Source organism: Salinimonas chungwhensis DSM 16280 (assembly GCF_000378185.1).
Taxonomy (GTDB): Bacteria; Pseudomonadota; Gammaproteobacteria; order Enterobacterales; family Alteromonadaceae; genus Alteromonas; species Alteromonas chungwhensis.
This window is the reverse complement of sequence record NZ_KB899376.1, coordinates 751,966-777,682: the sequence shown is the minus strand read 5'-3', so window position 1 is coordinate 777,682 and position 25,717 is coordinate 751,966. Positions and strand designations below refer to the sequence as shown.

At 46.6% G+C, this 25,717-nt stretch carries 21 protein-coding genes and 2 tRNA genes; 16 read left to right on the top strand and 7 right to left on the bottom strand.

Annotated elements, in window-relative coordinates; translation table 11 throughout:
* Positions 1–17: 17 nt before the first annotated feature.
* The gene (locus F458_RS0103530; protein ID WP_026294461.1) at positions 18–992 is read left to right on the top strand and encodes an NADPH:quinone oxidoreductase family protein; all 975 of its coding nucleotides are present in this window, start codon (positions 18–20) and stop codon (positions 990–992) included.
* 281 nt (positions 993–1,273) lie between these two features.
* Here F458_RS0103530 and F458_RS0103525 read toward each other — a convergent pair whose 3' ends face one another.
* Positions 1,274–2,041, bottom strand: coding sequence for an SDR family NAD(P)-dependent oxidoreductase (locus tag F458_RS0103525; RefSeq protein WP_018981997.1), 768 nt, complete (start codon positions 2,039–2,041; stop codon positions 1,274–1,276).
* A gap of 237 nt (positions 2,042–2,278) precedes the next feature.
* Here F458_RS0103525 and F458_RS0103520 point away from each other — a divergent pair, with 237 nt between their 5' ends.
* Positions 2,279–4,075 (top strand): acyl-CoA dehydrogenase C-terminal domain-containing protein, encoded by a 1,797-nt coding sequence (locus tag F458_RS0103520; RefSeq protein ID WP_018981996.1) that lies wholly within the window; start codon positions 2,279–2,281, stop codon positions 4,073–4,075.
* Between the two features lie 294 nt (positions 4,076–4,369).
* Here F458_RS0103520 and F458_RS0103510 read toward each other — a convergent pair whose 3' ends face one another.
* The 4 genes from F458_RS0103510 to F458_RS0103495 all read right to left on the bottom strand — a co-directional run bounded on the left by F458_RS0103510 (position 4,370) and on the right by F458_RS0103495 (position 7,632).
* A complete protein-coding gene (locus F458_RS0103510) occupies positions 4,370–4,765 on the bottom strand; it encodes a DUF3718 domain-containing protein (protein WP_018981994.1) in 396 nt (131 codons plus the stop codon).
* Between the two features lie 603 nt (positions 4,766–5,368).
* Positions 5,369–6,274, bottom strand: a complete 906-nt coding sequence (locus tag F458_RS0103505) for a LysR family transcriptional regulator (RefSeq protein WP_026294460.1) — start codon at positions 6,272–6,274, stop codon at positions 5,369–5,371.
* A 156-nt stretch (positions 6,275–6,430) separates the two neighbouring features.
* Entirely contained in the window at positions 6,431–6,556 is a 126-nt protein-coding gene (locus tag F458_RS0103500) for an entericidin A/B family lipoprotein (RefSeq protein ID WP_408640333.1), read from the bottom strand.
* 56 nt (positions 6,557–6,612) lie between these two features.
* Positions 6,613–7,632, bottom strand: a complete 1,020-nt coding sequence (locus tag F458_RS0103495) for a mechanosensitive ion channel family protein (protein ID WP_018981991.1) — start codon at positions 7,630–7,632, stop codon at positions 6,613–6,615.
* Positions 7,633–7,933: 301 nt separating this feature from the next.
* On the opposite strand from F458_RS0103495, the gene F458_RS0103490 reads away from it, so the two are divergent.
* From F458_RS0103490 to F458_RS0103430, 13 genes are all read left to right on the top strand, one after another.
* Positions 7,934–8,236, top strand: coding sequence for a 4a-hydroxytetrahydrobiopterin dehydratase (locus tag F458_RS0103490; protein WP_018981990.1), 303 nt, complete (start codon positions 7,934–7,936; stop codon positions 8,234–8,236).
* A 170-nt stretch (positions 8,237–8,406) separates the two neighbouring features.
* A tRNA-Met gene (locus tag F458_RS0103485) sits at positions 8,407–8,483 on the top strand.
* A 22-nt stretch (positions 8,484–8,505) separates the two neighbouring features.
* Positions 8,506–8,582: transfer RNA gene (locus tag F458_RS0103480), tRNA-Met, on the top strand.
* 389 nt (positions 8,583–8,971) lie between these two features.
* On the top strand, positions 8,972–12,316 hold the full coding sequence (locus tag F458_RS0103475) for an MHYT domain-containing protein (RefSeq protein ID WP_018981989.1): 3,345 nt from the start codon (positions 8,972–8,974) through the stop codon (positions 12,314–12,316).
* Complete coding sequence (locus F458_RS0103470; RefSeq protein ID WP_018981988.1) at positions 12,297–13,289, top strand: response regulator; 993 nt, start codon at positions 12,297–12,299, stop codon at positions 13,287–13,289. Before F458_RS0103475 ends, F458_RS0103470 begins: the two co-directional genes overlap by 20 nt.
* Positions 13,290–13,570: 281 nt before the next feature.
* On the top strand, positions 13,571–14,029 hold the full coding sequence (rimP, locus tag F458_RS0103465; RefSeq protein ID WP_026294459.1) for a ribosome maturation factor RimP: 459 nt from the start codon (positions 13,571–13,573) through the stop codon (positions 14,027–14,029).
* A gap of 44 nt (positions 14,030–14,073) precedes the next feature.
* Positions 14,074–15,567 (top strand): transcription termination factor NusA, encoded by a 1,494-nt coding sequence (gene nusA / locus F458_RS0103460; RefSeq protein ID WP_018981986.1) that lies wholly within the window; start codon positions 14,074–14,076, stop codon positions 15,565–15,567.
* A 24-nt stretch (positions 15,568–15,591) separates the two neighbouring features.
* Positions 15,592–18,207 carry a translation initiation factor IF-2 gene (gene infB / locus F458_RS0103455; protein WP_018981985.1) on the top strand — a complete coding sequence of 872 codons (2,616 nt, stop codon included), beginning with the start codon at positions 15,592–15,594 and terminating at the stop codon, positions 18,205–18,207.
* 74 nt (positions 18,208–18,281) lie between these two features.
* Positions 18,282–18,677 (top strand): 30S ribosome-binding factor RbfA, encoded by a 396-nt coding sequence (rbfA, locus tag F458_RS0103450; protein WP_018981984.1) that lies wholly within the window; start codon positions 18,282–18,284, stop codon positions 18,675–18,677.
* Entirely contained in the window at positions 18,678–19,649 is a 972-nt protein-coding gene (gene truB / locus F458_RS0103445; RefSeq protein ID WP_018981983.1) for a tRNA pseudouridine(55) synthase TruB, read from the top strand.
* A 123-nt stretch (positions 19,650–19,772) separates the two neighbouring features.
* Positions 19,773–20,042 (top strand): 30S ribosomal protein S15, encoded by a 270-nt coding sequence (rpsO, locus tag F458_RS0103440; protein ID WP_018981982.1) that lies wholly within the window; start codon positions 19,773–19,775, stop codon positions 20,040–20,042.
* A 122-nt stretch (positions 20,043–20,164) separates the two neighbouring features.
* A complete protein-coding gene (locus F458_RS0103435; RefSeq protein ID WP_018981981.1) occupies positions 20,165–21,529 on the top strand; it encodes a hypothetical protein in 1,365 nt (454 codons plus the stop codon).
* Between the two features lie 117 nt (positions 21,530–21,646).
* Positions 21,647–22,135 carry a c-type cytochrome gene (locus tag F458_RS0103430; protein ID WP_018981980.1) on the top strand — a complete coding sequence of 163 codons (489 nt, stop codon included), beginning with the start codon at positions 21,647–21,649 and terminating at the stop codon, positions 22,133–22,135.
* A 64-nt stretch (positions 22,136–22,199) separates the two neighbouring features.
* On the opposite strand, the gene F458_RS0103425 is transcribed toward F458_RS0103430, so the two are convergent.
* Together F458_RS0103425 and F458_RS0103420 are read right to left on the bottom strand one after the other, a co-directional pair.
* Positions 22,200–22,994, bottom strand: a complete 795-nt coding sequence (locus tag F458_RS0103425) for a hypothetical protein (protein ID WP_018981979.1) — start codon at positions 22,992–22,994, stop codon at positions 22,200–22,202.
* 252 nt (positions 22,995–23,246) lie between these two features.
* Positions 23,247–24,800: a bifunctional GNAT family N-acetyltransferase/carbon-nitrogen hydrolase family protein gene (locus F458_RS0103420; protein ID WP_018981978.1), complete on the bottom strand. Its 1,554-nt coding sequence runs from the start codon at positions 24,798–24,800 to the stop codon at positions 23,247–23,249.
* A gap of 210 nt (positions 24,801–25,010) precedes the next feature.
* Between F458_RS0103420 and F458_RS0103415 the strand changes: the two genes are divergently transcribed.
* On the top strand, positions 25,011–25,685 hold the full coding sequence (locus tag F458_RS0103415; RefSeq protein WP_018981977.1) for a 2OG-Fe(II) oxygenase: 675 nt from the start codon (positions 25,011–25,013) through the stop codon (positions 25,683–25,685).
* The last annotated feature ends 32 nt before the right edge of the window (positions 25,686–25,717 follow it).

Sequence of the window (25,717 nt, the reverse complement as noted above, 5' to 3'; positions counted from 1 at the left end):
TGTCTGAAGCAAAAACAATGCAGGCGGTGGTATGTCATGAGTTCGGCCCACTGACTGATTTGAAAATAGAAGAGACAGCAATTCCATCAATAAAGGACAACGAAGTATTAATCGATGTTGAGGCCGCCGGGGTTAATTTTCCTGATGCACTGATTGTACAGGGACTTTATCAGTTACAGCCGGATACACCTTTCACACCAGGCTGTGAGGTCGCTGGTGTGGTGGTAAAAACAGGTAGCAAGGTGTCGCATTTAACGCCTGGTCAGCGAGTGGTAGGTGTCTGTCAGATTGGCGGGTACGCTGAGCAAGTGGCGATTAATGCCGCGCAGGTTTTACCCCTGCCTGATTTTATCAACGTAGAAGAAGCTGCAGCCCTGATAACTGCTCATGCTACCGCACATCATGCATTAAAGCAGCGGGCGAATTTGCAGTCTGGCGAGACCCTGGTAGTTACCGGCGCCGCCGGAGGGACCGGTTTGGCAGCAGTACAGATTGGCAAAGCCATGGGGGCCAGGGTGATTGCGGTGTGCTCCAGTGAAGAAAAACTGGCTTTAGCCAGGCAACATGGGGCTGATGAGGGAATTAACTATACCCAGGAAGATTTAAAAGAATCAGTGAAAAAGCTCACCAACGGCAATGGCGCTGACGTGTGTTATGAATGTGTAGGTGGTGACAGTTTTGATGCCATGAGCCGGGCCATGGGCTGGGGCGGAAGATTGCTGGTGGTGGGATTTGCCAGTGGTAAAATCCCCAAGCTACCGGTTAACCTGACGCTGGTTAAAGGTTATGCTGTGGTTGGTGTGTTCTGGGGTGTATTCACGCAAAAGTCGCCGCAGGTGTTCGCGCAGAACATGCAGGAATTAATGCAATGGTACCAGCAGGAAAAAGTTAAAGTTGTTATTGATAAACAGTTTTCTCTGACAGATGCTGCGCAAGCGTTGCAATATATGACAGACAGAAAGGTAATGGGCAAAGTGATACTCAAACCCTGATAAAGTAACCACCAATAACAAAAAAGCAGCTCATAATGAGCTGCTTTTTTGTTGCAGAGCGTATCTGCGGACATACTGGATCGGCATCCTGCCATTTTAGGTAAGTCGAAACATCCGGAGCATTACAATGGCTCATAACGACGCTACAGTCATATAGTATTTGTGACGAACTACAAACTGAGCATATCGCTGTAAGATGTTCGACTATTTAACCCGCAAACGTACTATTCCGAAAGGGAAGTGATAAGACCAGAGTATGTAATGTTATACTTTAACCCCGGTTACCAGGCGCTCATTGCCCCATCAATCGCGACTGCCTGGCCGCTCATAAATGAATTTGCCGGAGAAAGCATCAGCAGCATAGCGCTAACCACTTCATTAGGATCTGCCATACGTTTCATCGGGCTACCCATGACCAGTTGGGCCCGGCTTTCTTCTGTAGTGAAACCACCCTTATCCAACAGGCTGGTGGGGCTGAAAAATGGACAAATTGCGTTCACTTGAATGTTTTTACGTCCGTACTCTACAGCAGCAGTTTTTGTCAGGCCGACGACGCCGTGCTTGACTGCTGAGTAGGGGGCGGCCTTAGGCGCACCCCCTAGTCCTGCCATCGAGCTCACGTTAAGTACATGCCCCTTACCACCTTCCAGCATCGCTGGAATTTGATATTTCATGCCCAGAAAAACACCTTTGAGATTAACATTGAATTGCGTATCAAGGGTTTCTTCATCTAATGTATGTAAAGCACCTGGAATGTGCGCCACGCCGGCGTTGTTAACTGAGATATCAAGTTTGCCATAGCTTTCTATGGCCAGTTCAACCAGCGCTTTGTGCGTTGACTGTTGTGCCACATCGCCTGTCATGCTGACCACATCACCACCGGCCTCACGCAAATCTTTTACTGCGCTGGCCAATAGCTGTTCATTAATATCAGTTAAAACCAGCTTACAGCCCCGATAGGCCAGTGCGTCGGCTAATAATCTGCCAAAGCCGTCAGCAGCGCCGGTTATCAGTGCCACCTGGCCCTGAAAATTAAGAAGTGGATCCATGATTAATTCCTTCTTGGTCTTTTGATTTAATGCAGTATTGCTCAACGTCACAGCCTTTCAATACTGAGTCACATTGGTGTCACGAATAAACATCAGCATACCGGGGATTATCCTTAGTAGTATTCAGTTTAGTGATAGTCTTTTATTAACCCAATCAACTTGGCTGATTGCACCAGCTTACTTAATATTGAACTTAGACAGAACTCAATCAGATCTGAAACCAAATACGGGAATTATATGGAAAATTATCGTTCACCGCAGCGTGATGCTGCCTTTGTTGCTTATGAGCTTTTCGACTTTCAGTCACACTACGACAAGCTGGGACTCGATGAGGTTACACCGGATTTGGTCAAAGCAATTCATAGCGAAGCGGCCAAGTTTGCGGACAACGTATTGGCTCCTATTAATCAATCCGGTGATCAGGAAGGCTGCCATTGGTCAAATGGCGAGGTAACCACGCCGGCGGGTTTTAAAGAAGCCTATCAGCAATATGTGGAAGGCGGCTGGCCAAGCATGTCGCATCCTGAAAAATGGGGTGGGCAGGGCTTACCATACTCTCTTGCCACCTCTATTGCAGAATATTTTTCCGGCGCTAACCACTCCTGGGCAATGTACCCTGGTCTTTCACAGGGATGCATATCTACGCTGCTCGCCCATGGCTCGGACACGCTCAAAGCGCAGTACCTGCCCAAGCTCATCAGCGGGCAATGGACTGGCACTATGTGTTTGACAGAAGCGCACTGCGGCTCGGATCTTGGCATGCTTCGCTGTAAAGCGCAGCCTAATGAAGATGGCTCATATTCACTTAGCGGAACAAAGATTTTTATCTCCGCCGGCGAGCACGATTTTGCTGACAATATAGTGCATATTGTACTGGCTCGCTTACCGGATGCGCCGGCTGGTACAAAGGGTATTTCCCTGTTTGTAGTACCTAAATACAACGTTACCGATGAAGGCGAGTTGGCGGATCGCAATCAGGTACAGTGTGGCAGCATCGAGCATAAGATGGGTATCAAAGCCAGTGCTACCTGCGTGATTAATTTTGATGGCGCGAAAGGGTATCTTATAGGTGAGCCCAATCGAGGTCTCAATGGTATGTTCACATTTATGAATATTGCCCGCATTGGTACCGGACTTGAAGGTATGGCGGCCTCAGAAGCAGCGTTGCAGGGCGCTTTGCGTTACGCTCAGGATCGCACGCAATTTCGTTCGCCAACCCAGAGAAGTGGCGAGCGCGCGGCTGACCCTATTATAGTCCACCCCGATGTCAGACGAATGCTGTTGACGCAAAAAGCATTCGCCGAAGGCAGCCGCGCATTAGCGTATTACTGTATGCAGCAGGTAGATATTTGTCAGCACAGTAAAACAGCCGAAGATATCCAGCTGGCTGAGTCAAAACTGGCGTTACTGACGCCAATTGTTAAAGCCTTTTTCACAGAAACCGCCCAGGAAAGTACTAGTCACGGTATCCAAATTTATGGTGGTCACGGCTATATCAGCGAGTGGGGGATGGAACAGCTCGCGCGGGACACGCGCATCAGCAGTTTGTACGAAGGCACCACGGGGATCCAGTCACTGGATTTATTGGGACGAAAAATATTGGGATCAAAAGGTGAGTTACTGGCTATTTTCCTTAAAGAAATGAGCACTTTCTGTTCATCAGTAGACGACGCTGGGCAGGCTGGCGGTTGGCGTGACCAGCTATTACAAGCAATGGAAAACTGGCAGGCATTAACCAGGCACGTTGGTAGTCACGTAGGTGATAATCCTGATGAGCTTGGAGCGGCGTCTGTGGATTACCTGATGTTTTCAGGTTATGTCACGCTGGCTTATTACTGGTTAAAGATGGCGCTGGTTGCCAAAGAGAAACTTGCAGCAGGTACCGCTGATTCCGATTTTTATCAGGGTAAAATCGAAACGGCAAAATTTTATTTCAGTCGCTTATTACCCCGTGCTGATGCCCATGCTGCTGCTATTTATGCCGGTGCCGATAGTGTTATGGGTATCTCTGAAAGCATGTTCAAAACAGAATAAGGTTAAGAGAAAAAGTATAGAAGCCAGGCTGTTGAAGTGTCCCTGGTAGTTGGATTATCCAACTATTCGGGGACTTTATATCGCGCGCTGGCTTTTTTTATTTGTAGTGCTTTTTTGATAGCGTAGAAAACCAATAAGCCAGTTTTGCGCTTTAATTAGGGCACCTGGATTCATTACAAAAAAAAACCACCTGAGCAGGTGGTTCTGGCAATAAGTTGCGGCCCCAGGGAAGAGGCCGCTGTGCGGGTATTACCCCGCAACCATGTTGAACTGATACATGGTCATGAAACAGATTTAGATACGGCTGGATAACTCACTGGCGATAGGGCTGCTCTGAAAACCATTTTCAGCAATCCAGGCTTGTAATGTCTTGCCATCAGCCTCTGGGGTTTGCAATTCGCGAGAGGGCATTTTCTTAACTAGCAGTGTACCTACATCAACAGCGTTATTTTCAATTGCTGTGCGAATCAGGCTTTTGCCGTTGCAGCTAACACCGGTGTAGTAATCGTGCAGTTTAAGACGATAATCCGACTGAACAGCACGCATTTTTTTACGTAACTCACCTTTGTCGTCAGCCTGGACAATGGTACAAATGTTTGCCAGTGCGTCTTCAACGCCCGCGTTAGCAGTTCCACAGAAGATGAATGAGGCAGCAGCAACAGCTAAAGAGGTTTTAACGATTTTCAACATGGTTTTATTCCTAAATGCTTTGTTTTACCGAGCGGGTTGTTTGTTCGGGAGCTATTAAACAAAATAAAACTGAACAGAAAAAGAACAGAAGCAATACTTTGGTATATTGATTCATACATATAAAGGGTGATTAAATGTTTTTGCGTGATTAAGTATTTGAAGTATAAAAGTTATTTGTTTATACGTAATTTAGTTGTACTTTATACTTTTGTAGCAATTTGGGGTGTTCAAAGCGTTGATTGTGTCGAAAAATGGCTGGTAATAAATGGCCTGGCACGTTTAAAAGTGCTCAATGTAACGTATGGATCCCGATGCTGTGTTGCCTTGTCTCTCATGTAAAGTCTGACTAACAGGCCGTGCTAGGCGGTTGCATTAAAAGTGCCTTACCTTAATGGTCATTGTCTGTTCTATGTAGGTCGGTTCAGTGAATTTGCCTCACTCTGGCAGTGAAATATCGCAAAGATTTAAGCATACGAAGAGATTTCAATTTCGCAAAAACATTATCAACAGTGTTTAGGGGACGTTATCGCAATGGTGGGTCAGATTGCGCGACTAATTTAGGTGCTGTTCGTCATAAAAAGTTTATGCGCTGCACCACATGAATTATTTGTGTGGCTGATAGGCTTTAGCCACTTCCATTATTTGTTCACGCATCCAGATATGAGCCTGATCATGATCAGCACTCACATGCCAATAGAGAAAATATTCTACCGGGGGTAACTCAAAAGGCAGGGGGTAAATTGCCAGATCATAATGCTTGGCGAGGTGATATGGCATACACGCGATAAGATCGGTTTTGACTATAGCACTGGGTACGGTCAAAAAATGCTGACCGCGCATGACAACACGACGCCGTTTACCAAGCTTATCCAGTTCAATATCGATAGGCCCCGGGCCACTGCGGCGGTGAGATACGTGAATGTGTCCAAGTTTAAGGAAGGTATCTAAGTCAAGACCATTTTCCAGCAGGGGGTGGTCGGGGCGGGCAAGGACTACAAATTTATCTTCGGCAATCCTTTGCTTACACAAATGAGGATCAGAGAAGGTTGATGCATCAGCGAAAAAGTCCAGACTACCACTGGCCATAGCGGCGACTACCTGACTGCGGCTGATTTCATAGTTGGTTAGTGATATACCCGGAGAAACCTCCTGTAATCTGGCCATCAATCTCGGCATGATACTGACTTCCAGTAAATCGCGACTGGCGAAGTTGAATGACTTTTCTGATGTAAGCGGATTGAATGTATGACTTTCCTGCACACTCGTGCGCAAAAGACGCAACGCCTCGCGAGCAGGTACAATAATGTTTTGCGCCACTGGTGTAGGTGTCATGCTATGTCCGGTACGCACAAATAACGGATCATTGAGCATGTCCCGCAGACGGGCCAGTGAATTGCTCACAGCAGGTTGCGTGATACACAATACATCCGCGGCTTTGGTCAGGCTACCTGCTGTATAGATAGCATCGAATACGGCGAAAAGATTTAGATCGATACGATTGAGGTTAATGGGCAGGGCCTGTTTTTCACTGGACAAAAGGAACTCCGGAACTTTTTTATATCACGCTATCTTATTAAAGAACCAATATGACATTCAAGAAGTTAATAAGGCGGGGTAGGAAATAAAAAGACCGCGGGTGCGGTCTTTTTTGTCTCTTCTCTGGTATTAGTTAGACGCATCTTCTGCGGTGTCTTCAACCGCTTCACCCGCAGATTGAATGTCTTCACCGGCGCCTTCCATAGTGGCACACCCGCTTAGCAGGGAGCCTAGAAAAGCCATAAGAATAACCATATAACGACCGTTTACTGATAACACTTTCATATTGTTTTCCTTTCATGTTGTGGTTGTTAACTTTGATCATCGGCCCCGTCATCTTCTCCAGACGCGTCAGCACGCCCTGCTGACTGAGTACTTCCTGACTTTTGACCGTTGTTGCTGGCGCCATCATGCGATGACGTTTTCGTTTCTGCTGAATTTAAAGCATTAAGCATGCCATCAAGTTGCTTTCCACCCTTTGCATCAAAATCCAAGGTGCGGATGGGGAAGGGAATAAGAATATCATTGTCGGCCAGGGCCTTTCTGACAGTAACTACGGCATCATGCCGCACACTCATGAAGCTGTGATCCCCTGGGTAATTTATCCAGAACCACACCAGTAAGTTTACACTACTGTCTCCAAAGGATGAGGCATAAACGTCAGTCTCATCTTTACGAATGACATATTCACGCTGATTGATAGCTTCAACAATAACGTCCCGTGCTTTTTCGGGATCGTCGGCATAGGATATACCTACCGGTACTTCAATGCGGCGATAACCAAGGGCGCTATAATTAGTGAGAATATTGCGAAACAAAATTTTATTCGGAATAATTTCAAGCTGACCGTGAAAGGTTTCAACCAGGGTATTACGTAAATTAATAGAGCGGACATTGCCAAATACATCATCGGCTTCAATCACATCGCCAATCTCAAAGGGTTTACGAATGCCCATGGCGATCCCGGCGATGAAGTTTTCGGTCAAGTCCTGAAAGGCAAAACCAATAGCCAGACCGACAATACCAGCACCTGCCAACAGCGAAGTAACCGTGCCCTGCAGACCCACGAAATCCAGCGCGATGAAGATTCCCGCTACCGTGATGAATGATTTAGCAATTGCGGTGAGTAAGTCCGCAATTTGACGGGACTCAAAGGCGCGACGCAAAACCCGTCGTAAAGCGCTGCCGGCACCCTTAGCGAGCAGTCCGAATGCAATAGCAATAATAACGGCCACAACCATATTGGGCAGATGTTTAATACCCCCTTCAAGCCACGTCTGTAGCTTGCCGTTTATTAGGTTGAAGACCTCATCTAGCTTGGGAAACTCCATATAAATTCTGCAGCGCCTCTCTGGGTTAATTAAGTTAACGTGTTAATTTCAATACAAATAAGTGACCGGGTAGGTTCAGTCTTAAACAGCTACATGTATCGCTGTAATACTTTACCTATGTCAGTAAAAACTACTTAGTTATTGAAAATTCGACATAATTCGCCTGTACAGGTCGGCGTACAATTTTCTGTGCGCAACAACTTGTTCTAAAATCCAATTCATATCTGGTCAATCATGTTCAGCGTGGTAGTGTCGTAAAGCGTACAACAAATTCAATCATCGAAAATAAAAGGAAAAGACCATGGCTGATAAATTGAGCGATAATGAAGTGGCATTAGCACTTGAGTCCCTGAATAAGATGGCACAAAGCGATGCCCCATGGGAGCGGCAGGGCGATAAGATTACCAAGACGTTCAAATTCAAAAACTTTATTGGTGCGTTTGGCTGGATGTCGCAAATAGCGATCTGGGCAGAAAAACTGGTACATCATCCTGAGTGGTTCAACGTTTACAATAAGGTTGAAGTGACACTGACGACCCACGACGCCGGTGGTCTGACAGAGCTTGACTTTAAGCTTGCTGAGAAAATGGAAAAGTTGCGTTAAATCACCAGATGGGCAATTTGGTGGTATAATAATCATATTGCGTGATAATTCATCGGTTAGTCAAATAAATGAAATATTTGATGATAATGCCTCTTGTTATTGGGTTGGTGCTATGTATAATACGCACCACTTGAGCAGGCCACCCAGTGGATTTGTCAGTTGTTTACAGTCGCGGGATGGAGCAGTCTGGTAGCTCGTCGGGCTCATAACCCGAAGGTCGTTGGTTCGAATCCAGCTCCCGCAACCACTTCACATTTTACCAGAACAAACGCGGGATGGAGCAGTCTGGTAGCTCGTCGGGCTCATAACCCGAAGGTCGTTGGTTCGAATCCAGCTCCCGCAACCACTTCTAAAGCCGCTTAATCTAAGCGGCTTTTTTGTGTCTGCTGTATAATTCTAAACTTCACTGTTTTTGTGTTGCCGTTCTTGCCCGGTAAAGGTGTGTGGTTTAACGAAGAAGCCTGTGGATATTTTCTTAATCTTCAAATGTAAGTTATAAATCAGCTCATCTATCTACCTCTCTGCGGTATCTCTGCTGATACTAAAGCATAAATCTGTGTATCAGTTCCTCTTCAGACAACTGATAGGATAAACACCAATAAAGTCTTTTCCCCAGCTGAAGGCTTAACGCCAGAGGCGGCTCGACCTATACCGCACACGCAGTAATATTTATTTGCGCTGTCAAGGGACTTCTTATTCCCCGGTGTTTTAATTTTTTATCGCAGGCTGCATTAAATGACTGACTGGTTACACTTCCAATTTATTAGTTCTGAGTCACCGGTAGTACTTCAGGGTAGTTATTCCCCCACGTTAGTCATGTTGTCTGTATTAATTGCAGTTTTTGCTTCATTCATGGCATTTTCAGTATCAGGCCAGGCCCGCAGCTGTGCGACCTTTTCCCAGAAGCTGTTGCTGTTGAGTGTCGGAAGTTTAGCACTTGGTGCAGGTATCTGGGGCATGCATTTTGTGGGAATGCTCGCATTCAAAATTGGCACAGAGGTGCATTACGACTGGGCAATGACCGGGATCTCTTTTATCCCTGGCTGGTTCTCCGCCTGGACAGCGCTCCTGCTAATACGGCTGTCCAGACTGCACGTTGTTCACATTATACTTGGCGGTATTTTGATGGGCGCAGGTATCGGCAGTATGCACTATGTGGGCATGGCCGCCATGGAAATGGGATCTATGCTACGCTACGACCCCGTTATGTTTGCTGCCTCTATTGTACTGGCTGTAGGGTTATCTATGCTGGCGTTGTGGATACGCTTTGGGCTCTACAGAATCGTTATTTTACAGACCAGTGCCAGAAGCATCAATGTCATCGCCAGCAGTGTCATGGGCCTGGCTATCTCCGGCATGCATTATACGGGGATGTCAGCTGCACGTTTTATCCGACCTGATAGCCCTCCTGCTACAAATGTTCCAAGCGATATACCCATAGTGCTGGCCACACTGGTAAGCCTCATTGTGGTGATTATTATTGCGCTTGTTTTCGGCGTAAGTCTGCTAATCAAATACCGCAACACCTCCGCCAGAGCACAGGAAAGTGAAACTACATTGAGAGCGATGATGAACACGGCAGTAGATGGTGTGTTGACCATTGATGGCTATGGCAGAATCGTCGAAGCTAATCCTGCAGTGAGCGACATTCTGGGCTTTTCGCCCCGTGAACTTAAGTTCTGTCCTGTCTACAAAATAATTCCTCAGGAGCGTCGCGAGGAATATATGGCGCTGTTTACTGAGGAGCCATACAGTAGTCCAATCTGGCAGCGCGTGATTGGTGGGAATCGTGATGTATTCGCGATGCATAAGTCCGGCGATAAAATACCGGTTCGGGTCGGTATTGGCCATACTCAAATCAGCCAGCAGCATTATTTCATCGCTTTTATCAGTGACATTAGAGATCGAATAAAAATGGAAAATGCGCTGCGTCAGAGTGAAGCCAAATTTCGCTCATTTTTCAATAATGTTCCCGGCATAGCATATCGCTGTCTCAATGAGCCGGGCTGGCCAATGGTGTTTATTACGGACGCGGTAGAACAGATTACAGGTTATCCGGCAAAAATGTTCGCGCTACCTAACCCGGCCAAAAGTTTTATCGATATCTGCCATCCCGACGACCTGTCTCTGGTTTCCGAGGCGGCAGAAACCTCGGGGGCGTTTACCAAAGAGTATCGGATTATTCACAAAAATGGTTCCGTACGCTGGTTACGAGAGCAGGGCATTATGGTTGCTGGTGAAGGTGACCACCCAGCCTGGCTGGATGGCTTTATTTTTGACATCACTGAACGGCGGGAAATGGAAGAAGAGCTGGTGCTTGCCAAAGAGGCGGCCGAGCAGGCAGCAGCTGCACGTTCTGCATTTGTAGCTAATATGAGTCATGAAATCAGAACGCCAATGAACGCGATTATTGGATTTAGTGATTTGTTGCTGGATGAGCCGCTAGCCGAGACACAACACAAGCATTGCGCGACCATCAATCGCTCAGCGCGATCTTTGCTGCATTTACTTAACGATGTTCTCAGTAGTGCTAAACTGGATAAGGGCAAACTCGAACTGGAATACCGTGACTTCATTCTTGCCGATGAAGTTGATACTGTCATCAGTACATTCTGGTTAGAAGCTCAGCGTAAATCCCTGACGCTCCAAGTTGACATGCAGGACGGGCTAGCCAACGCCTATCACGGGGTGCCTGAAAGGCTGCGTCAGGTATTGACGAATCTGATTGGTAATGCCGTTAAATTTACTGAAAGCGGTAGCATTACATTACGCGTCAAACAGGTCAACACTCACGTCAGATTTGAGGTCAGCGATACCGGTATAGGTATGACCGGGGACCAGTTATCACGGGTTTTTGATGCCTTCGACCAGGCTGACGCATCTATGAGCAGACGCTACGGCGGGACCGGGCTTGGGACCACTATAAGCAAACAGCTGGTTGAGCTTATGGGTGGAACGATAGAAGCAGACAGTACCATTGGGGAAGGTAGTGTATTTTGGTTCGAATTGCCTATGATGCCCGTGAAACAACCTGTCATTGACCATGTTGCGCACACTATCAATCTGGCCCCCCGTCGTATTCTGGTGGTAGACGATATAAGACAAAACAGCGAACTCATCTCTTTATTACTGGCTCGAGATCTGCACCATATTGACATTGCAGAAAATGGCGAACAGGCATTAGAAAAAATGGTTGCGACATCTTACGATGTGGTATTGATGGACCTACAAATGCCCGTTATGGATGGTTTAACTGCGGCCAGAAAACGCCGGGATTTCGAAGCGCAATATAATCTTCCCCATACGCCCATGATAGCGTTGACGGCCAGTGTACTTGTACAGGACAAACATGATGCTCGCAGGGCAGGCATGGAAGGCTTTGCCAATAAACCGGTTGATTACGAACAATTATATACTGAAATTGCCCGTGTGCTGGGCGAACTAACTGATTACAATCAGCCTGCCACGCGTGTTAAAAATAAGAAACTGATGTCAGTCAACTGGAAAAAAGGGCTCTCACTATGGGGCAGTCAGGACCGGTTTGATGCTGAACGACAGTCTTTTATTAATGAACTGCCACTTCAGATAAAAAGCCTTAAAACTGCTTTGGTCCAAGATAACAAGGATCAGGTTACTGCGCTTGCACACCGGCTTAAAGGTGTAGCTGGTAATCTTGCGTTAGAGAGTCTTCATGATTTGCTAAATAATGTTGAGCGAGGCAACCGGACCGAGCAAACATTTACCGCTATTGATGAACAAATTGAGGCAATCAGTGTTGAATGTAGTTCGCACCCAGAATCAACATCTGCCATGGCAGGGGGGATTAGTGCGAACAGTTGCGACATCTTACGTAAATTACTTAAAAAACTGTATCTGAGCGTCAGCCAGTATCAACTTGATGATAGTGCCGTCAACGAACTCAAACGATGTTATGCCGGCGACAGACAGCTTGAACTGGATGACATTCTGCGGGATACAGATAACTTTGATTTTGAGCAAGCGGCGACGGGCATTCAAGCGCTTGTAACTGTTTTAGACACTACCCCAGAAGAGGCCAGCAATGCAGCAAATAGCCCCTAAGCCTACAATTCTACTGGTTGATGATGAGCCTGTTAACCTGCGTGTCCTTAACACAATCTTAGCGCCGGATTATCAATTGATGTTTGCTAAAAGTGGAGAAGAGGCGCTTCGCCTGGCGCTTAAGAGTCAGCCGAACCTGATCCTGGCCGATGTCATGATGCCCGGCATGACCGGTTTCGACTTGTGCCTGGCATTAAAATCCGATAACGAAACTGCAAACATCCCGGTCATCTTTGTCACCGCACTGGGCGAAGACAATGATGAAGCCAGGGGCTTTGAAGTTGGTGGGGTCGATTATATTACGAAACCAGTATCCGCGCCGGTGGTGAAAGCCCGGGTTAATACACACCTGTCGCTGGTCAAGGCTGATGAGCTTAAGCGCTCTCGACTACAGGTAGTGCAGTGCCTGGGCCGGGCGGCGGAATACAAAGACAATGAGACCGGCACACATGTGCTAAGGATGAGCCACTACTCAAAAGTGCTGGCACTGGCTTACGGCTTTTCTCATGAGCAGGCGGAAATACTCCTACATGCAGCGCCGATGCATGATATTGGCAAAATTGGCATTGCCGATAATATTCTGCTGAAGCCTGGTAAGCTCACGGAGGAAGAATTTACTATTATGCAAACACACCCGCAAATTGGTGCAGAAATCTTATCTGATGCAGACAGTGAACTGCTTAAAGTAGCACGTTCCGTGGCGCTGACTCATCATGAAAAGTGGGATGGCAGTGGTTATCCTACTGGCCTGGCTGGTGAAGAAATTCCCATTGAAGGTCGCATTGTCGCTGTGGCGGATGTCTTTGATGCCCTGACCAGCGAACGGCCTTATAAAAAAGCCTGGAGTGTGGAAGATGCACTGCAACTGTTGCAAGATCAGAAAGGACGCCATTTTGAACCTGCACTGGTAGACCTGCTTATTGACAATCTTGATGAGATTTTGACTATCAGAGCCCACTGGAAAGATAGTTAGTGCAGGTTGCTTAAACGGCGCTGAATCAGTATACTATGCGCCATCGACTCGTTGGGTCCGGTAGTTATGTTGATCGTAGCGAGGGGCTTAGCCGTTTAACACGTTAAATGCGGGGTTAAATGCGAGCAACTGCCAGTCTGGTGGTTTGGGTTCAGTTTTTTTATGAAAAGCCCCGCTGGTCCGGGGCTTTTTGTTGTATTTACATTGAGCCGGTGCTGCTCAGACAGGATAATGTAACAGGTTGGGCTAATAAGCCCTTTTTTTGTTTTTGGAGGTTAGGATTGGCAAAACTTGAAGATAAACTGACCGACATGCTTGAACCTGCCGTTGAAGCATCGGGCTTCGAATTGGTAGGCGTTGAGTTTGTTCGAGCCGGCAAACACTCAATTTTGCGTGTATTTATTGATCATGAAAATGGTATCACCGTGGATGATTGTGCGGACGTCAGTTATCAGGTAAGCGCCATTCTTGATGTCGAAGACCCGATTAGCACCGAATATAATCTAGAAGTTTCCTCACCGGGTTTGGACAGACCATTGTTCAGGGAAAAACACTTCCAGCAGGCTGTCGGTGAAGTAGTACAAATTCGTCTGGTTATGCCCATGGATAATAGACGTAATTTCAAAGGACAGCTCACTGGTTGTGACAATGGCACAGTGAGTATAGACGTGGATGGCCAGCAGTTTCAGTTAGCTGTGGCGAATATCGATAAAGCTACCGTTGTTCCCACGTTCGACTAACGGAACAGCACGCGCTTTCATTAGGAAGCATTAGTGAGGCGAAAATGAATAAAGAAATTTTGTTAGTGGCAGAAGCCGTTTCAAATGAAAAACAAGTGCCGCGAGAAAAAATCTTCGAAGCGCTGGAGTTTGCGATTGCCAGTGCGACAAAAAAGAAGAGCGACGGGGATATAGAAGTACGGGTTAGTATTGATCAAAGTACCGGAGACTTTGATACATTTCGCCGCTGGCTGGTTATTCCTGACGATCAGGAGCAACAAAATCCTTATGCTGAACTGACTTTTTCAGCCGCACAGATTGATGAGCCAGACGTACAGCCTGGCGACTACGTAGAAGAGCAAATTGAGTCTATTGCCTTTGATCGAATTACCACGCAAACGGCCAAACAAGTCATAGTGCAAAAGGTGCGCGAGGCTGAACGTGCGCAGATGGTAGCCGAATACGAAGATAAAGTCGGCGAACTGGTCACCGGTACGGTCAAAAAAGTCAATCGTGATAACATTATCGTAGATTTAGGCAATAACGCAGAAGGTGTTATTTATCGCGATGACATGTTGCCACGGGAAACCTTCCGTCCAGGCGACAGGGTTCGTGGTCTTTTGTATGTTATTCGTCCAGAAGCACGCGGTGCGCAATTATTCGTAAGTCGTACTCATCCGGATATGCTGGTTGAGTTATTCCGACTGGAAGTGCCTGAAATCGCCGAAGAGACATTAGAGATCAAATCAGCCGCGCGGGATCCTGGCTCGCGGGCAAAAATAGCAGTCAAGACTAATGACAAACGTCTTGACCCTGTGGGCGCCTGTGTAGGCATGCGTGGCTCACGTGTTCAGGCTGTTTCCAGTGAACTGGGTGGTGAGCGCGTGGATATCGTTTTGTGGGATGAAAATCCGGCACAATTTGTCATCAATGCGATGGCCCCCGCTGAAGTTGCATCGATTGTTGTTGATGAGGATAGCAATACGATGGACGTGGCTGTGGAGGCGGACAATCTGGCCCAGGCAATTGGCCGTAGCGGGCAAAATGTCCGTTTGGCCAGTCAGCTGACCGGTTGGGAACTTAACGTCATGACCATTGACGATTTGAATGCCAAGCACGAAGAAGAGAACTCAAAAGTTCTGTCATTATTCACTGAATATCTGGATATTGATGAAGATTTCGCGCTGGTGCTCATAGATGAAGGCTTTAGCACGCTGGAAGAAGTTGCTTATGTTCCGGTCAGTGAACTAATGGCAATTGATGGCATGGAAGAGGAAATGGTTGAAGAGCTGCGAAACCGCGCTCGGGCGATTTTGTCTACCCGCGCACTGGCATCAGAAGAAACGATGGATGGTAAGGAGCCAACAGAGGCATTGCTCAAGCTTGAAGGCATGAGTGAGCATATTGCTTATCAGTTAGCGGGACGCGGCATCGCAGATTTGGAAGATCTGGCTGAACAGGGTACGGATGATATTAGCGATTTAGAAGAACTTGACGAAGAAAAAGCCGGTGCGCTTATTATGGCAGCCCGTAATATTGTCTGGTTTAACGAAGAGTAAGGTCAACAAGGGGATAAACACATAATGGCAGAAGTATCTGTAGAAAAACTCGCCAGTGACATCGGAACAACTGTTGACCGTCTGGTGAGTCAGTTTAAAGAGGCCGGTATGAGCAAAAATGCTGGCGACCAGGTGACTGAAGACGAAAAGCGGCAGCTGCTTGATCATTTAAGTAAGCAGCATGGCGGCGATAACGCCGCTAACGAGCCAAAGCGAATGACGCTTAAGCGTAAGACTACCAGTACCTTAAATGTGGGTAAGTCGAAGTCAGTTAAGGTTGAAGTACGCAAAAAGCGGACTTATGTAAAGCGTAGTGACGCCGATGAGCAGAAGCGTCAGGAAGAAGAAGAAGCACGCTTGAAACAGGAAGCTGAGGAGCGGGCCGCGGCAGAGGCAGAAGCTAAACGTGTTGCCGAAGAAAAGGCAAAACAGGCTGCAGAGGCGAAAAAGGCAGCTGAGCAGGCACGTAAAGAGGAAGAAGCAAAAGCCAAAGAAGCGGCAGCTAAACGACAGGAAGAAAGTGCGGAAGACGAACCTGAACTGACGGAAGCAGAAAAAGCCGAGGCGGAAGCAGCACGTCAGGAAGAAGAACGTTTGCGTAAAGCGCAGGAAGCTGAAGCTCAGAAGAAATATGAGGAAGACGCCAAGCGCGCGGCTGATGAAGCCCGTAAGCTGGCAGAAGAGAACGAAAGACGTTGGAAAGAAGAAGAAGAGCGTCGTAAACGCGAAGAGGCAAAAGAAGTGCATTTGCACTCTAACCGCTACGCACAAGAAGCTGAAGACGAAGAAGATTTGCAGGTAGAGCGCTCTTCTCGACGTCGTAAAAAGTCGAAGAAAAACGCAGGAGAACATTTGAAGCAAAGCTTTAATAAACCCGCCCAGCCGGTAGAACGTGTAGTTAAGCTTGGTGCGACTATCACGGTAGGCGAACTGGCAAGTAAACTAGCAATTAAATCCAATGCTGTTATCAAAGCCATGATGAAAATGGGCGAAATGGCAACGATTAATCAGGTGCTGGATCAGGAAACCGCAGTACTCGTAGTCGAAGAACTTGGGCATAAGTACGAACTGGTTAACGACAATGCCCTTGAAGAGGAGCTGTTGGCAGAAGGTACGAATACTGGTGAGAAAACCAATCGTGCGCCGGTAGTTACAATTATGGGGCACGTTGACCATGGTAAAACGTCGTTGCTCGATTACATTCGTCGTGCAAAAGTTGCCGATGGCGAAGCTGGCGGTATCACCCAGCACATAGGTGCTTACAAAGTACTGGCAGAAACAGGCGATGTTACCTTTTTAGATACCCCTGGACACGCAGCATTTACTGCAATGCGAGCCCGTGGTGCTAATGCAACAGATATCGTTGTGCTGGTTGTAGCGGCTGATGATGGCGTAATGCCACAGACCAAAGAAGCGATACAGCATAGTCGCGCGGCAGGCGTTCCATTGATTGTTGCGGTTAACAAGATGGATAAGGAAACTGCAGATCCGGATCGCGTCAGAAATGAATTGTCTCAGTTAGAGGTTATTTCTGAAGAGTGGGGCGGAGAGCATCAGTTTGTAAGCGTATCGGCGAAAACCGGTATGGGCGTAGACGACCTTATTGAAGCGATCAATCTGCAGGCAGAATTACTGGATCTTCAGGCTATCGAGAAAGGGCCTGGTCGGGGCATCGTAATCGAATCACGCCTTGATAAAGGCCGTGGTCCGGTGGCATCAGTACTTATCCAGGAGGGTGAGTTGCGTGCAGGTGATATTCTGTTATGCGGTGAGGAATACGGTCGTGTCAGAGCAATGCGTGACGAACACGGCAAAGAGCTTAAAGTTGCAGGCCCTTCCACGCCGGTAGAAGTACTTGGTTTGTCTGGTGTGCCGGTAGCTGGTGAAGATGCAGCCGTGGTCCGCGATGAGCGTAAAGCACGTGAAGTAGCGTCCAAGCGTCACCAGAAAAAGCGTGAGCTTAAGCTGGCTCGTCAGCAAAAAGCTAAACTGGAAAACATGTTTGCAAACATGGAAACCGGTGAGGTGGCTGACCTCAACATCGTCCTCAAAGCCGACGTACAAGGGTCTGTGGAAGCTATTGCAGAATCATTGGCTAAGCTGTCCACTGCTGAAGTAAAAGTTAATATTGTAGGCAGTGGTGTAGGTGGTATCACCGAAACTGATGCTTCGTTAGCTGCAGCTTCTGGCGCAATCGTCCTGGGCTTCAATGTCCGTGCCGATGCATCAGCACGTCGCATGCTCGAGGCTGAAGAAATTGATCTGCGGTATTACAGTGTCATCTATAATCTGATTGATGAAGTGAAAGCAGCCATGAGTGGTATGCTGGCACCTGAATTCAAGCAACAGATTATTGGTCTGGCTGAAGTACGTGATGTTTTCAAATCACCAAAACTTGGCGCGATCGCCGGGTGTATGGTGACAGAAGGCATTATCAAACGTAGTGCACCGATCCGGGTTCTGCGAGAGAACGTTGTAATTTATGAAGGCGAGCTTGAGTCGCTGCGTCGTTATAAAGATGATATGCAGGAAGTACGTAACGGTATGGAATGTGGTATTGGCGTGAAAAACTACAATGACGTCAAAGTTGGCGATCAAATCGAAGTATTTGAAACTATTGAAGTTGCTCGCGAGATCTAAACGACAACAGGCAATAGTAGAAGCGGGGGCGATACGCCCCCGTTTTTGTCTGTATTGATTAACAGGAGTAAGTTATGGCACGGGAATTTTCTCGTACTGATCGGGTCGGTCAGCAGGTACACAAAGAAGTAGCCAGCATTATTCAAAATGAGTACAAGCATCGGGTTGGTGATTTACCGCTTATTACAGTGTCTGATGTTGAAGTCTCCAGAGACCTGGCCCACGCCAAAATATTTGTTACTATTTACGGCGAAGACGTTGATGAAGCCGCGCAGGTCAAGCAACTTAATGATTATATGGGCTTTGTGCGCGGGATTTTAGCAAAGCGCCTGAGAATGCGGTCTGTTCCACACCTGCACTTTTTTCAGGATACGTCGATTATTGAAGGTATCCGAATTTCCAGCCTGGTTTCTGAAGTTGTGGCCAATGATCAGGCCAAACATCAGGATGAAGACGAAGAGCAAAAGTAGATGGGAAGACGTCGGAAGGGCCGGGCGATTAATGGGATTGTTCTGTTAGATAAGCCAGTTGGCGGTTCCTCGAACCAACTCTTACAGAAAGTACGCTGGCTATTTCAGGCACAAAAAGCAGGCCACACCGGCGCCCTGGATCCATTAGCCTCGGGTATGCTGCCTATTTGTTTGGGCGAAGCCACTAAATTTTCTCAGTTTCTCCTGGAAGCCGAAAAAGTGTATGAAGTCACCGCGCGTCTGGGTATAAGAACGACGACGTCTGATGCTGATGGAGATGTCGTGGAGGAGCGTCCGGTGGCAGTAAGTGAGGAACAGGTAGAGCAAGCATGCCTGAGTTTTCTTGGTCAGAGTAAACAGATACCCTCAATGTACTCGGCGCTTAAACATCAGGGCAAACCGTTATATTTTTATGCGCGACAGGGTATAGAAATAGAAAGGGAGCCGCGGGACATAACCATTTTTGATATGGATATTCTTGATATATCCTTACCGCATATAACCATGCGAGTGAAGTGTAGCAAGGGAACGTATATCCGGTCGCTGGTAGACGATATTGGCCAGAAACTGGGCTGCGGGGCCTATGTCACCCGTTTGCACAGAACCGTCGTTGCTGATTATCCGGCGGAAAAAATGGTCACCATCGCGCAGCTTGAAGCATTAAGACAAAGCGACGACGCACCGGTATTTGATCAAATGGATGCCCTGTTGTTACCCATGGATACCGCTGTAGCCCGTTTGCCGACGGTGTATCTTGATGATATTGAAAAAAATCGCTTTGATAATGGGCAGAGTATCGTTGGTCAGGTACATAAGGCGCCGGTGAGAGGGCAGTTTTATCGGGTTTATCATAATACTGGTTCTGCCTCAGTATTTCTGGGGGTAGGTGAGGGCGTCACTCAGCCGCGAGATCAGCCCCACCATTTAAATGATGATAGGGTATTTATAAATCCAAAACGGCGTGTGGTTTAAGCAAAACGCTGTTTTTTACTAACTTTGACTTGCGTCACACAGCCTCATCATTATAATACGCGCTCTTATTAAGCTGGCTGAATTAGTGATCGGCCTGCTTTCACTCTCAATCAGGAGAAAATTATGTCACTAACTAAAGAAGAAACCGCGAACATCATCGCTGAATACGGCGTTAAAGAAGGTGACACTGGTTCACCGCAAGTGCAAATCGCACTGTTGACCCACAACATTGGCAAGCTTCAGTCTCACTTTGCCAGCCATAAACAAGATCACCACTCACGTCGTGGTCTGCTACGTATGGTTAGCCAGCGTCGTAAGCTTCTTGATTATCTTAAAGGCAAAAATGCACAGAGCTATCTTGATCTAATCAAAAGCCTGGGTATCCGTCGCTAAGACAAGGTTTCATCAGAAAAGCGCCGATTTGGCGCTTTTTTTGTGCCTGAAATTTGCTCAGGGTGCGATTGACTTCCTGCATTGAAAAGGGGATGGTATTAGCAAGCAATAAAGGAAATGCTATGAAAACGATTATCCACGGATTGACCGCAACATTTATCACCAGTATATTTTTATCTGCACCGGTGTCAGCAAACACTCAGCTACCTCCAATCGTCAATGAATACCCCGCCTGCGATTATAAAGTAACCGATACTGTAATACGTTCGCATTCGTTACCGTCCAGGCCTGATAATTCGGACGTCGAAGAAGCATTTCAACGGCTTCTACCTTTATTACGTGAAGATGCGCAAAAGCGCGGTGCAGATAGCCTGGCGTTGACGGAAAAAAAGGTTAAGGTTAGTCAGTCAAATTCAAGTCGACTTATAGTCAGTGCGCAGTTAATAAAAAGCTGCAAAGAGACAGCTGATGTTGCATCAAGAGCGCTAACACCTCTGTCATCAGAGGGCAAACAACAGTTCGGGTTTAGCAAATCTATAAGTTTGAAGTACAAATACGAGTTTGTTATTCCTGCAAAAACACGCAAGCCTGCGTTGCCCTCCAGCACGCTCGTATCACCTGAAACCGGAATATACGGCATAGCGTTAAATTCATCAATGGACACTGTTCTGGCGCAATTTGGCACACCCACATTTATGTTTTCACCCTATCCGGAATGGAATATTTTAAGTTATGGACGTGACCATTGGCTTACTTTTCACAATAAAACACTGATGAAGATAAGTAGTGTCAGCGACTTATTCAACTACAGTTTTTTAAACCATGTTCCTTTTGATGACAGATTTGATGAAAGAAAGTGGCATGTTGCTGACCAAATCGGAAAAGACGATGTTGTGTCGGACGAACAGTACACCCGCCTCTCCGGCTATCGAGATAAAGACACAGTTCTTGAATTAAGTACGGAGGAATACTTAAAAAATAATCAGGAATATCGATCTGTAGTGTTAACTGGTTTTTCTCTGGCTACAGAGAATTTTTCTTTGCCCGACAATTTTCTTAAAGCGCTCATCGATAATAACAATGCTGTATTATCATCCGTTGCAGCGCATTTAGCCGACGATAAAAAAGCAATAACGGTTGATATGCTTAGTCAGCCGGCTTTCGGCATCACTCAAGAAGTAAGAGGTCGACGCTTTCAATTATATGACGCATTTACTCTCGTTGAAACCAGTGGTGATTCCATCTATAAAATTCATGTAGATCCTGATTATCTTAGCCCGCTGTCTTCAGATTATCGCCATTGGCAATTTAATAGTTTTTACTATGGTCAGCCGGTTGAGGATGCGCTCAGAGTTGCCGGTGAAGATGCCGAGCATTTTGGTGACTCTATTGTGATAGAACACGATAACTATTCGCTTAAACTTCTTACCTATGGGTTTGCAGAAGAAGAACATATTTATGCGATGGAACTTTTTCTTCTGCTGTAGATTTGATCTAAAACAATGCTGTGCGACATTTGGGTTAAATTTACTCAAATGTATCAGAACAACCAGTTTTTGTAGCTATACTGTGTAAAAGCCGAAGAATAACAAAGGGTAACCAGTGTGAGCAGAAATAAGATTGGTGCATGTCTAGCGGTTGTAGCACTTGCAGCCTGCAGCGATGGCGCAGATTCACCCCGCGGGTTTAGCTTGCCAGAGGGTAACGTGGAGGCGGGTAAACAGGTCCTGCTTAACTATCAATGTATTGATTGTCATCAGGTCCAGGGGCTGGATGTTCCGGAAGATCACGAATACCGGATATCTCAACCTATCAAGCTTGGCGGGACCAGTTCTCGGGTCAAGACGTATGGAGAACTGGTTACCAGTATCATCAATCCTTCGCATAAGCTAAGCCCGCGATACGCTCTAAGTCTGACCAGCCGTGATGGGCAATCAAAAATGCCGTCAATTAATGAGCAACTCACAGTGGCTGAACTGGTAGATTTAACCGCTTATTTGCAGACAAAATATAAAGTAGAACCCTATAGAATGTCTGAATATCGGCTCTACCGACTCAGAGTACCGGAGTCCGCCAGTAAGGAAGGGTCTTAAGCGTCAGCAGTGGAGACCGTTGGATTCAAAGTATTGAATTCCAACGGTGATACTAGGCCGGTAATTACTGGCCGCTTCCACCTGTACCAGAGGGTGCGCTGATTACTTTGGTTGCAATATCGCGTATCTCGCTTTCCAGTGAACTCATACGGCTCGCCAGAGCGTTGTTACGCTTTTCAATAACACTAAGCTTGTCACTTACATTTTTAACGCTGCGCGCCTGCTGAGTCTTATCATTATTGACCTGTTCAATAGCGACGTTCAGCGCAAGCAGCTCATCTGCGAGTGACGCTAATTGATTATTAATCGAGGTAAGACGGCTTTGGTGCGTATCTACATCATTCGCCACGGTTTCAATAGAACTCGTTAGAGACTTTTCCATCCCGTTGACTTTATCGTTGAGATCAGTGATCTCTTTTTGGTTTCTGCGCCACGCTGAGGCCCAGAGTTTGTCCATCTGCTCCCACAATTCCTGAGACTTTTCAGACAATTCGTTGACTTTAACCTGTAAAGCTACGGTCGATTCGCCCATTTCCTCATCGGTGGCACTCAATTTACGCTCAAGTTCTGCAAGACGGGATTCAGCATCAAGGGCCACTGCCTGTTGTTGTTGCAACAGCGTGTATAAATAATAACAACCGCCTAAGCCACCCAGTGCTATAAGCAGCGCAATAACTACAAAAACGGTGCTGGCACCTGAGCGCGGTGACTTGCTGTCGCTGGGCGGGGGAGTAGAGGAACCCGCATCCTTACCTTTGATGGTATGGGAGGCGGTATGCTTTTTTTGCTGATACTCGCGACGATCTTCGTCATCTAAGCGAATGGTGGGAAAATCATCATCTCTGGAATCGTTTGCCATATTAACTCTTGTATCCACAATTACTGGCGAAATTTGCAACGCAATATAGTAGCGCTATTTCGCGCCAATTGCCATTGTCAGCGTTTTTATCTCGCTATTGCGACCATGTCTCGACGCAAATTCACCTTCGTTAAGCCGATTATGAAACGGAAAATAAGTCGCATTATCCGGAAATTAACCCTCAGATTCAAACTGACGAAGCAATGAGTACACCGATAACAGATCAAACGCCGTCCCTGGCGTTTCAGTTGATTAGCGGTTGCCAATCCAATCCACACGGTAGAGGTCCCGCCGGCGGTCCAGGTAGTTGCGCACAGAACCTTCATTTTGCAGACGATTAAGCTTATCCAGATCAAGGTCCACAATTAAGGTCATTTCTGTGTTAGGGGTGGTCTCCGAAACAATTGCATCATGGGGAAATGCAAAATCAGACGGGGAGAAAACCGCAGTTTGCCCATATTGAATGTCGACGTTATCGACTTTAGGCAAATTACCTACACTTCCGGCAATGGCGACGTAACACTCATTCTCGATAGCCCGGGCCTGAGAGCAACGCCGTACCCGAAGATAACCATTTTTTGTGTCTGTCCAAAAAGGTACGAACAGGATTTGCATCTCCTGTTCGGCCAGCACACGGCCCAACTCAGGAAATTCCACATCGTAACAAATTAACACACCAATTTTGCCAAAATCAGTATCAAACACTTTAAGGCTATCGCCCCCTTTCATGATCCAGTCTTCTTTCTCATGGGGCGTAGGGTGCAATTTGTACTGGCTTTCTATAGTGCCATCACGTTTGCAGATATAGGCCACATTATACAATTCATCATCATCTACTACCGGCATTGAACCGGCAATGACATTGATGTTGTACGATACTGCCAGGTGTGACATCGCAGTGAGAATTTCATCAGTGTACGTGGCGAGGTGCCAGATGGCATCAATAGATGATTCCCCCGGACTCAGGCCCATCAATGGCGCATTGAAAAACTCAGGAAATAACGCCACATCACAGCCGTAATCCGAAAGCGCGTCTACGAAGTATTCGGCTTGTTGTAAAAACTCTTCAACATTATTGAAATAGCGCATTTGCCATTGAATACAACCAATACGGGCACTGGACTTTTTCCCTTCGATAAGACTAAGGGTATTAGGCTCAAAATAAATATTGTGCCACTGCAATAAGGTCGCATAGCCCTTTGATGCTTCGTCTTCGGGTAAATACGCGGTCAGAACCTGCTTTACTTCAAAGCCGTTTGACAGCTGAAAAGTAAGAATCGGGTCATAGATGTCTTTTGACTTAACCTGTTCTATGTATTCGTACGGACTCATATCGTTCGAATAATTGGCATAGTTAGGAATTCTTCCGCCAGCCATAATCGATTTTAGATTAAGGTTACGACAGAGTTCCTTACGTGCCTCATAAAGACGACGGCCCAAGCGAAGTCCTCTGTAATCCGGACAGACAATAACTTCTACGCCATAAAGCACATCGCCATTTGGATCATGGGTAGAAAGATAGGCATCACCGGTTATCTCATCATAGCTATGTTTATCGCCAAACTGATCATAATCAACGATTACCGTGATGGCGAAAGCTACGACTTTACCTTTATCTTCAATACAAATCTGACCATCAGGAAAGGTGGTTACCTGTGCTTTGAAATTTTGGTATGGCCATGCGCCACCAACATTGGCGTACACCTTATCCATCAGTGTTTTTACATCGTTATAATCGTCAAGCCGAAGGTTTCTCAATTCCAGATGATGTTCTGTATCTTCTACGCTCGTCTGGTCCTGACTCATACATTACCGCCTTACATATACAAATTTATGGGTAGGAGAATAGCATTTTGTGCTGAATCACGGGGGATTGCTACAGAAATATTGTTACAGTCAAATAATAGGTTTGGATTATCTGATGATAAAGATAATCGGGAAAGTGGGGAATCTGCTTGCCGACAATACGAAACTGTATTATAAAGCGCCACTTGATATTTACAGACATTCTCAGTCATGCAATCTCAACAAATTGTAGCGCCCGGCGCAGAGCCAGAGATAACCAGCCTTCACCTTTTTGATCAGATTAGTGATGCTTTACTTACTCAGGGCTTTGCAGTTATCCCTGATGCATTACCGACGCAAATGACCAGTGAGCTTTATCGGTATTATCGTCAGCTTAACGCGACCATTTTTGAGGAGGCCGGCATCGGACGAAAGCAGCATTATCATCAAAATGGCCGAATAAGAACCGACAAGGTCTGCTGGATAGATGGCACTTCTGAGACTGGCCGATTATGGCTCGACTGGTTGGAAATGTTGAAGGTACATCTGAACAGGCGGCTATTTTTGGGGTTGTTTTCAATAGAAAGTCACTTTGCATATTATCAGAAAGGCGACTTTTACAAGCGCCATTTAGACGCATTTCGCGGCGAGTCGAATCGGGTGGTTTCGTTGGTCACGTATTTAAATCCTGACTGGGCTGACAGCGATGGCGGAGAACTAATTCTGTACCGCGATGACAACGATAAATCGGGAATAAAAGTGCTACCCAGGCTTGGTACCCTGGTTATTTTTCTCAGCGAGGAATTTCCTCACGAGGTCAGACCGGCCAGCAAAGACAGATTCTCTGTTGCATCCTGGTTCAGAATAAATACATCCACCGCTGATAAAATCGACCCGCCTCGCTGATACAAAAAAAGTTCACCGGACCGGTAGGACTA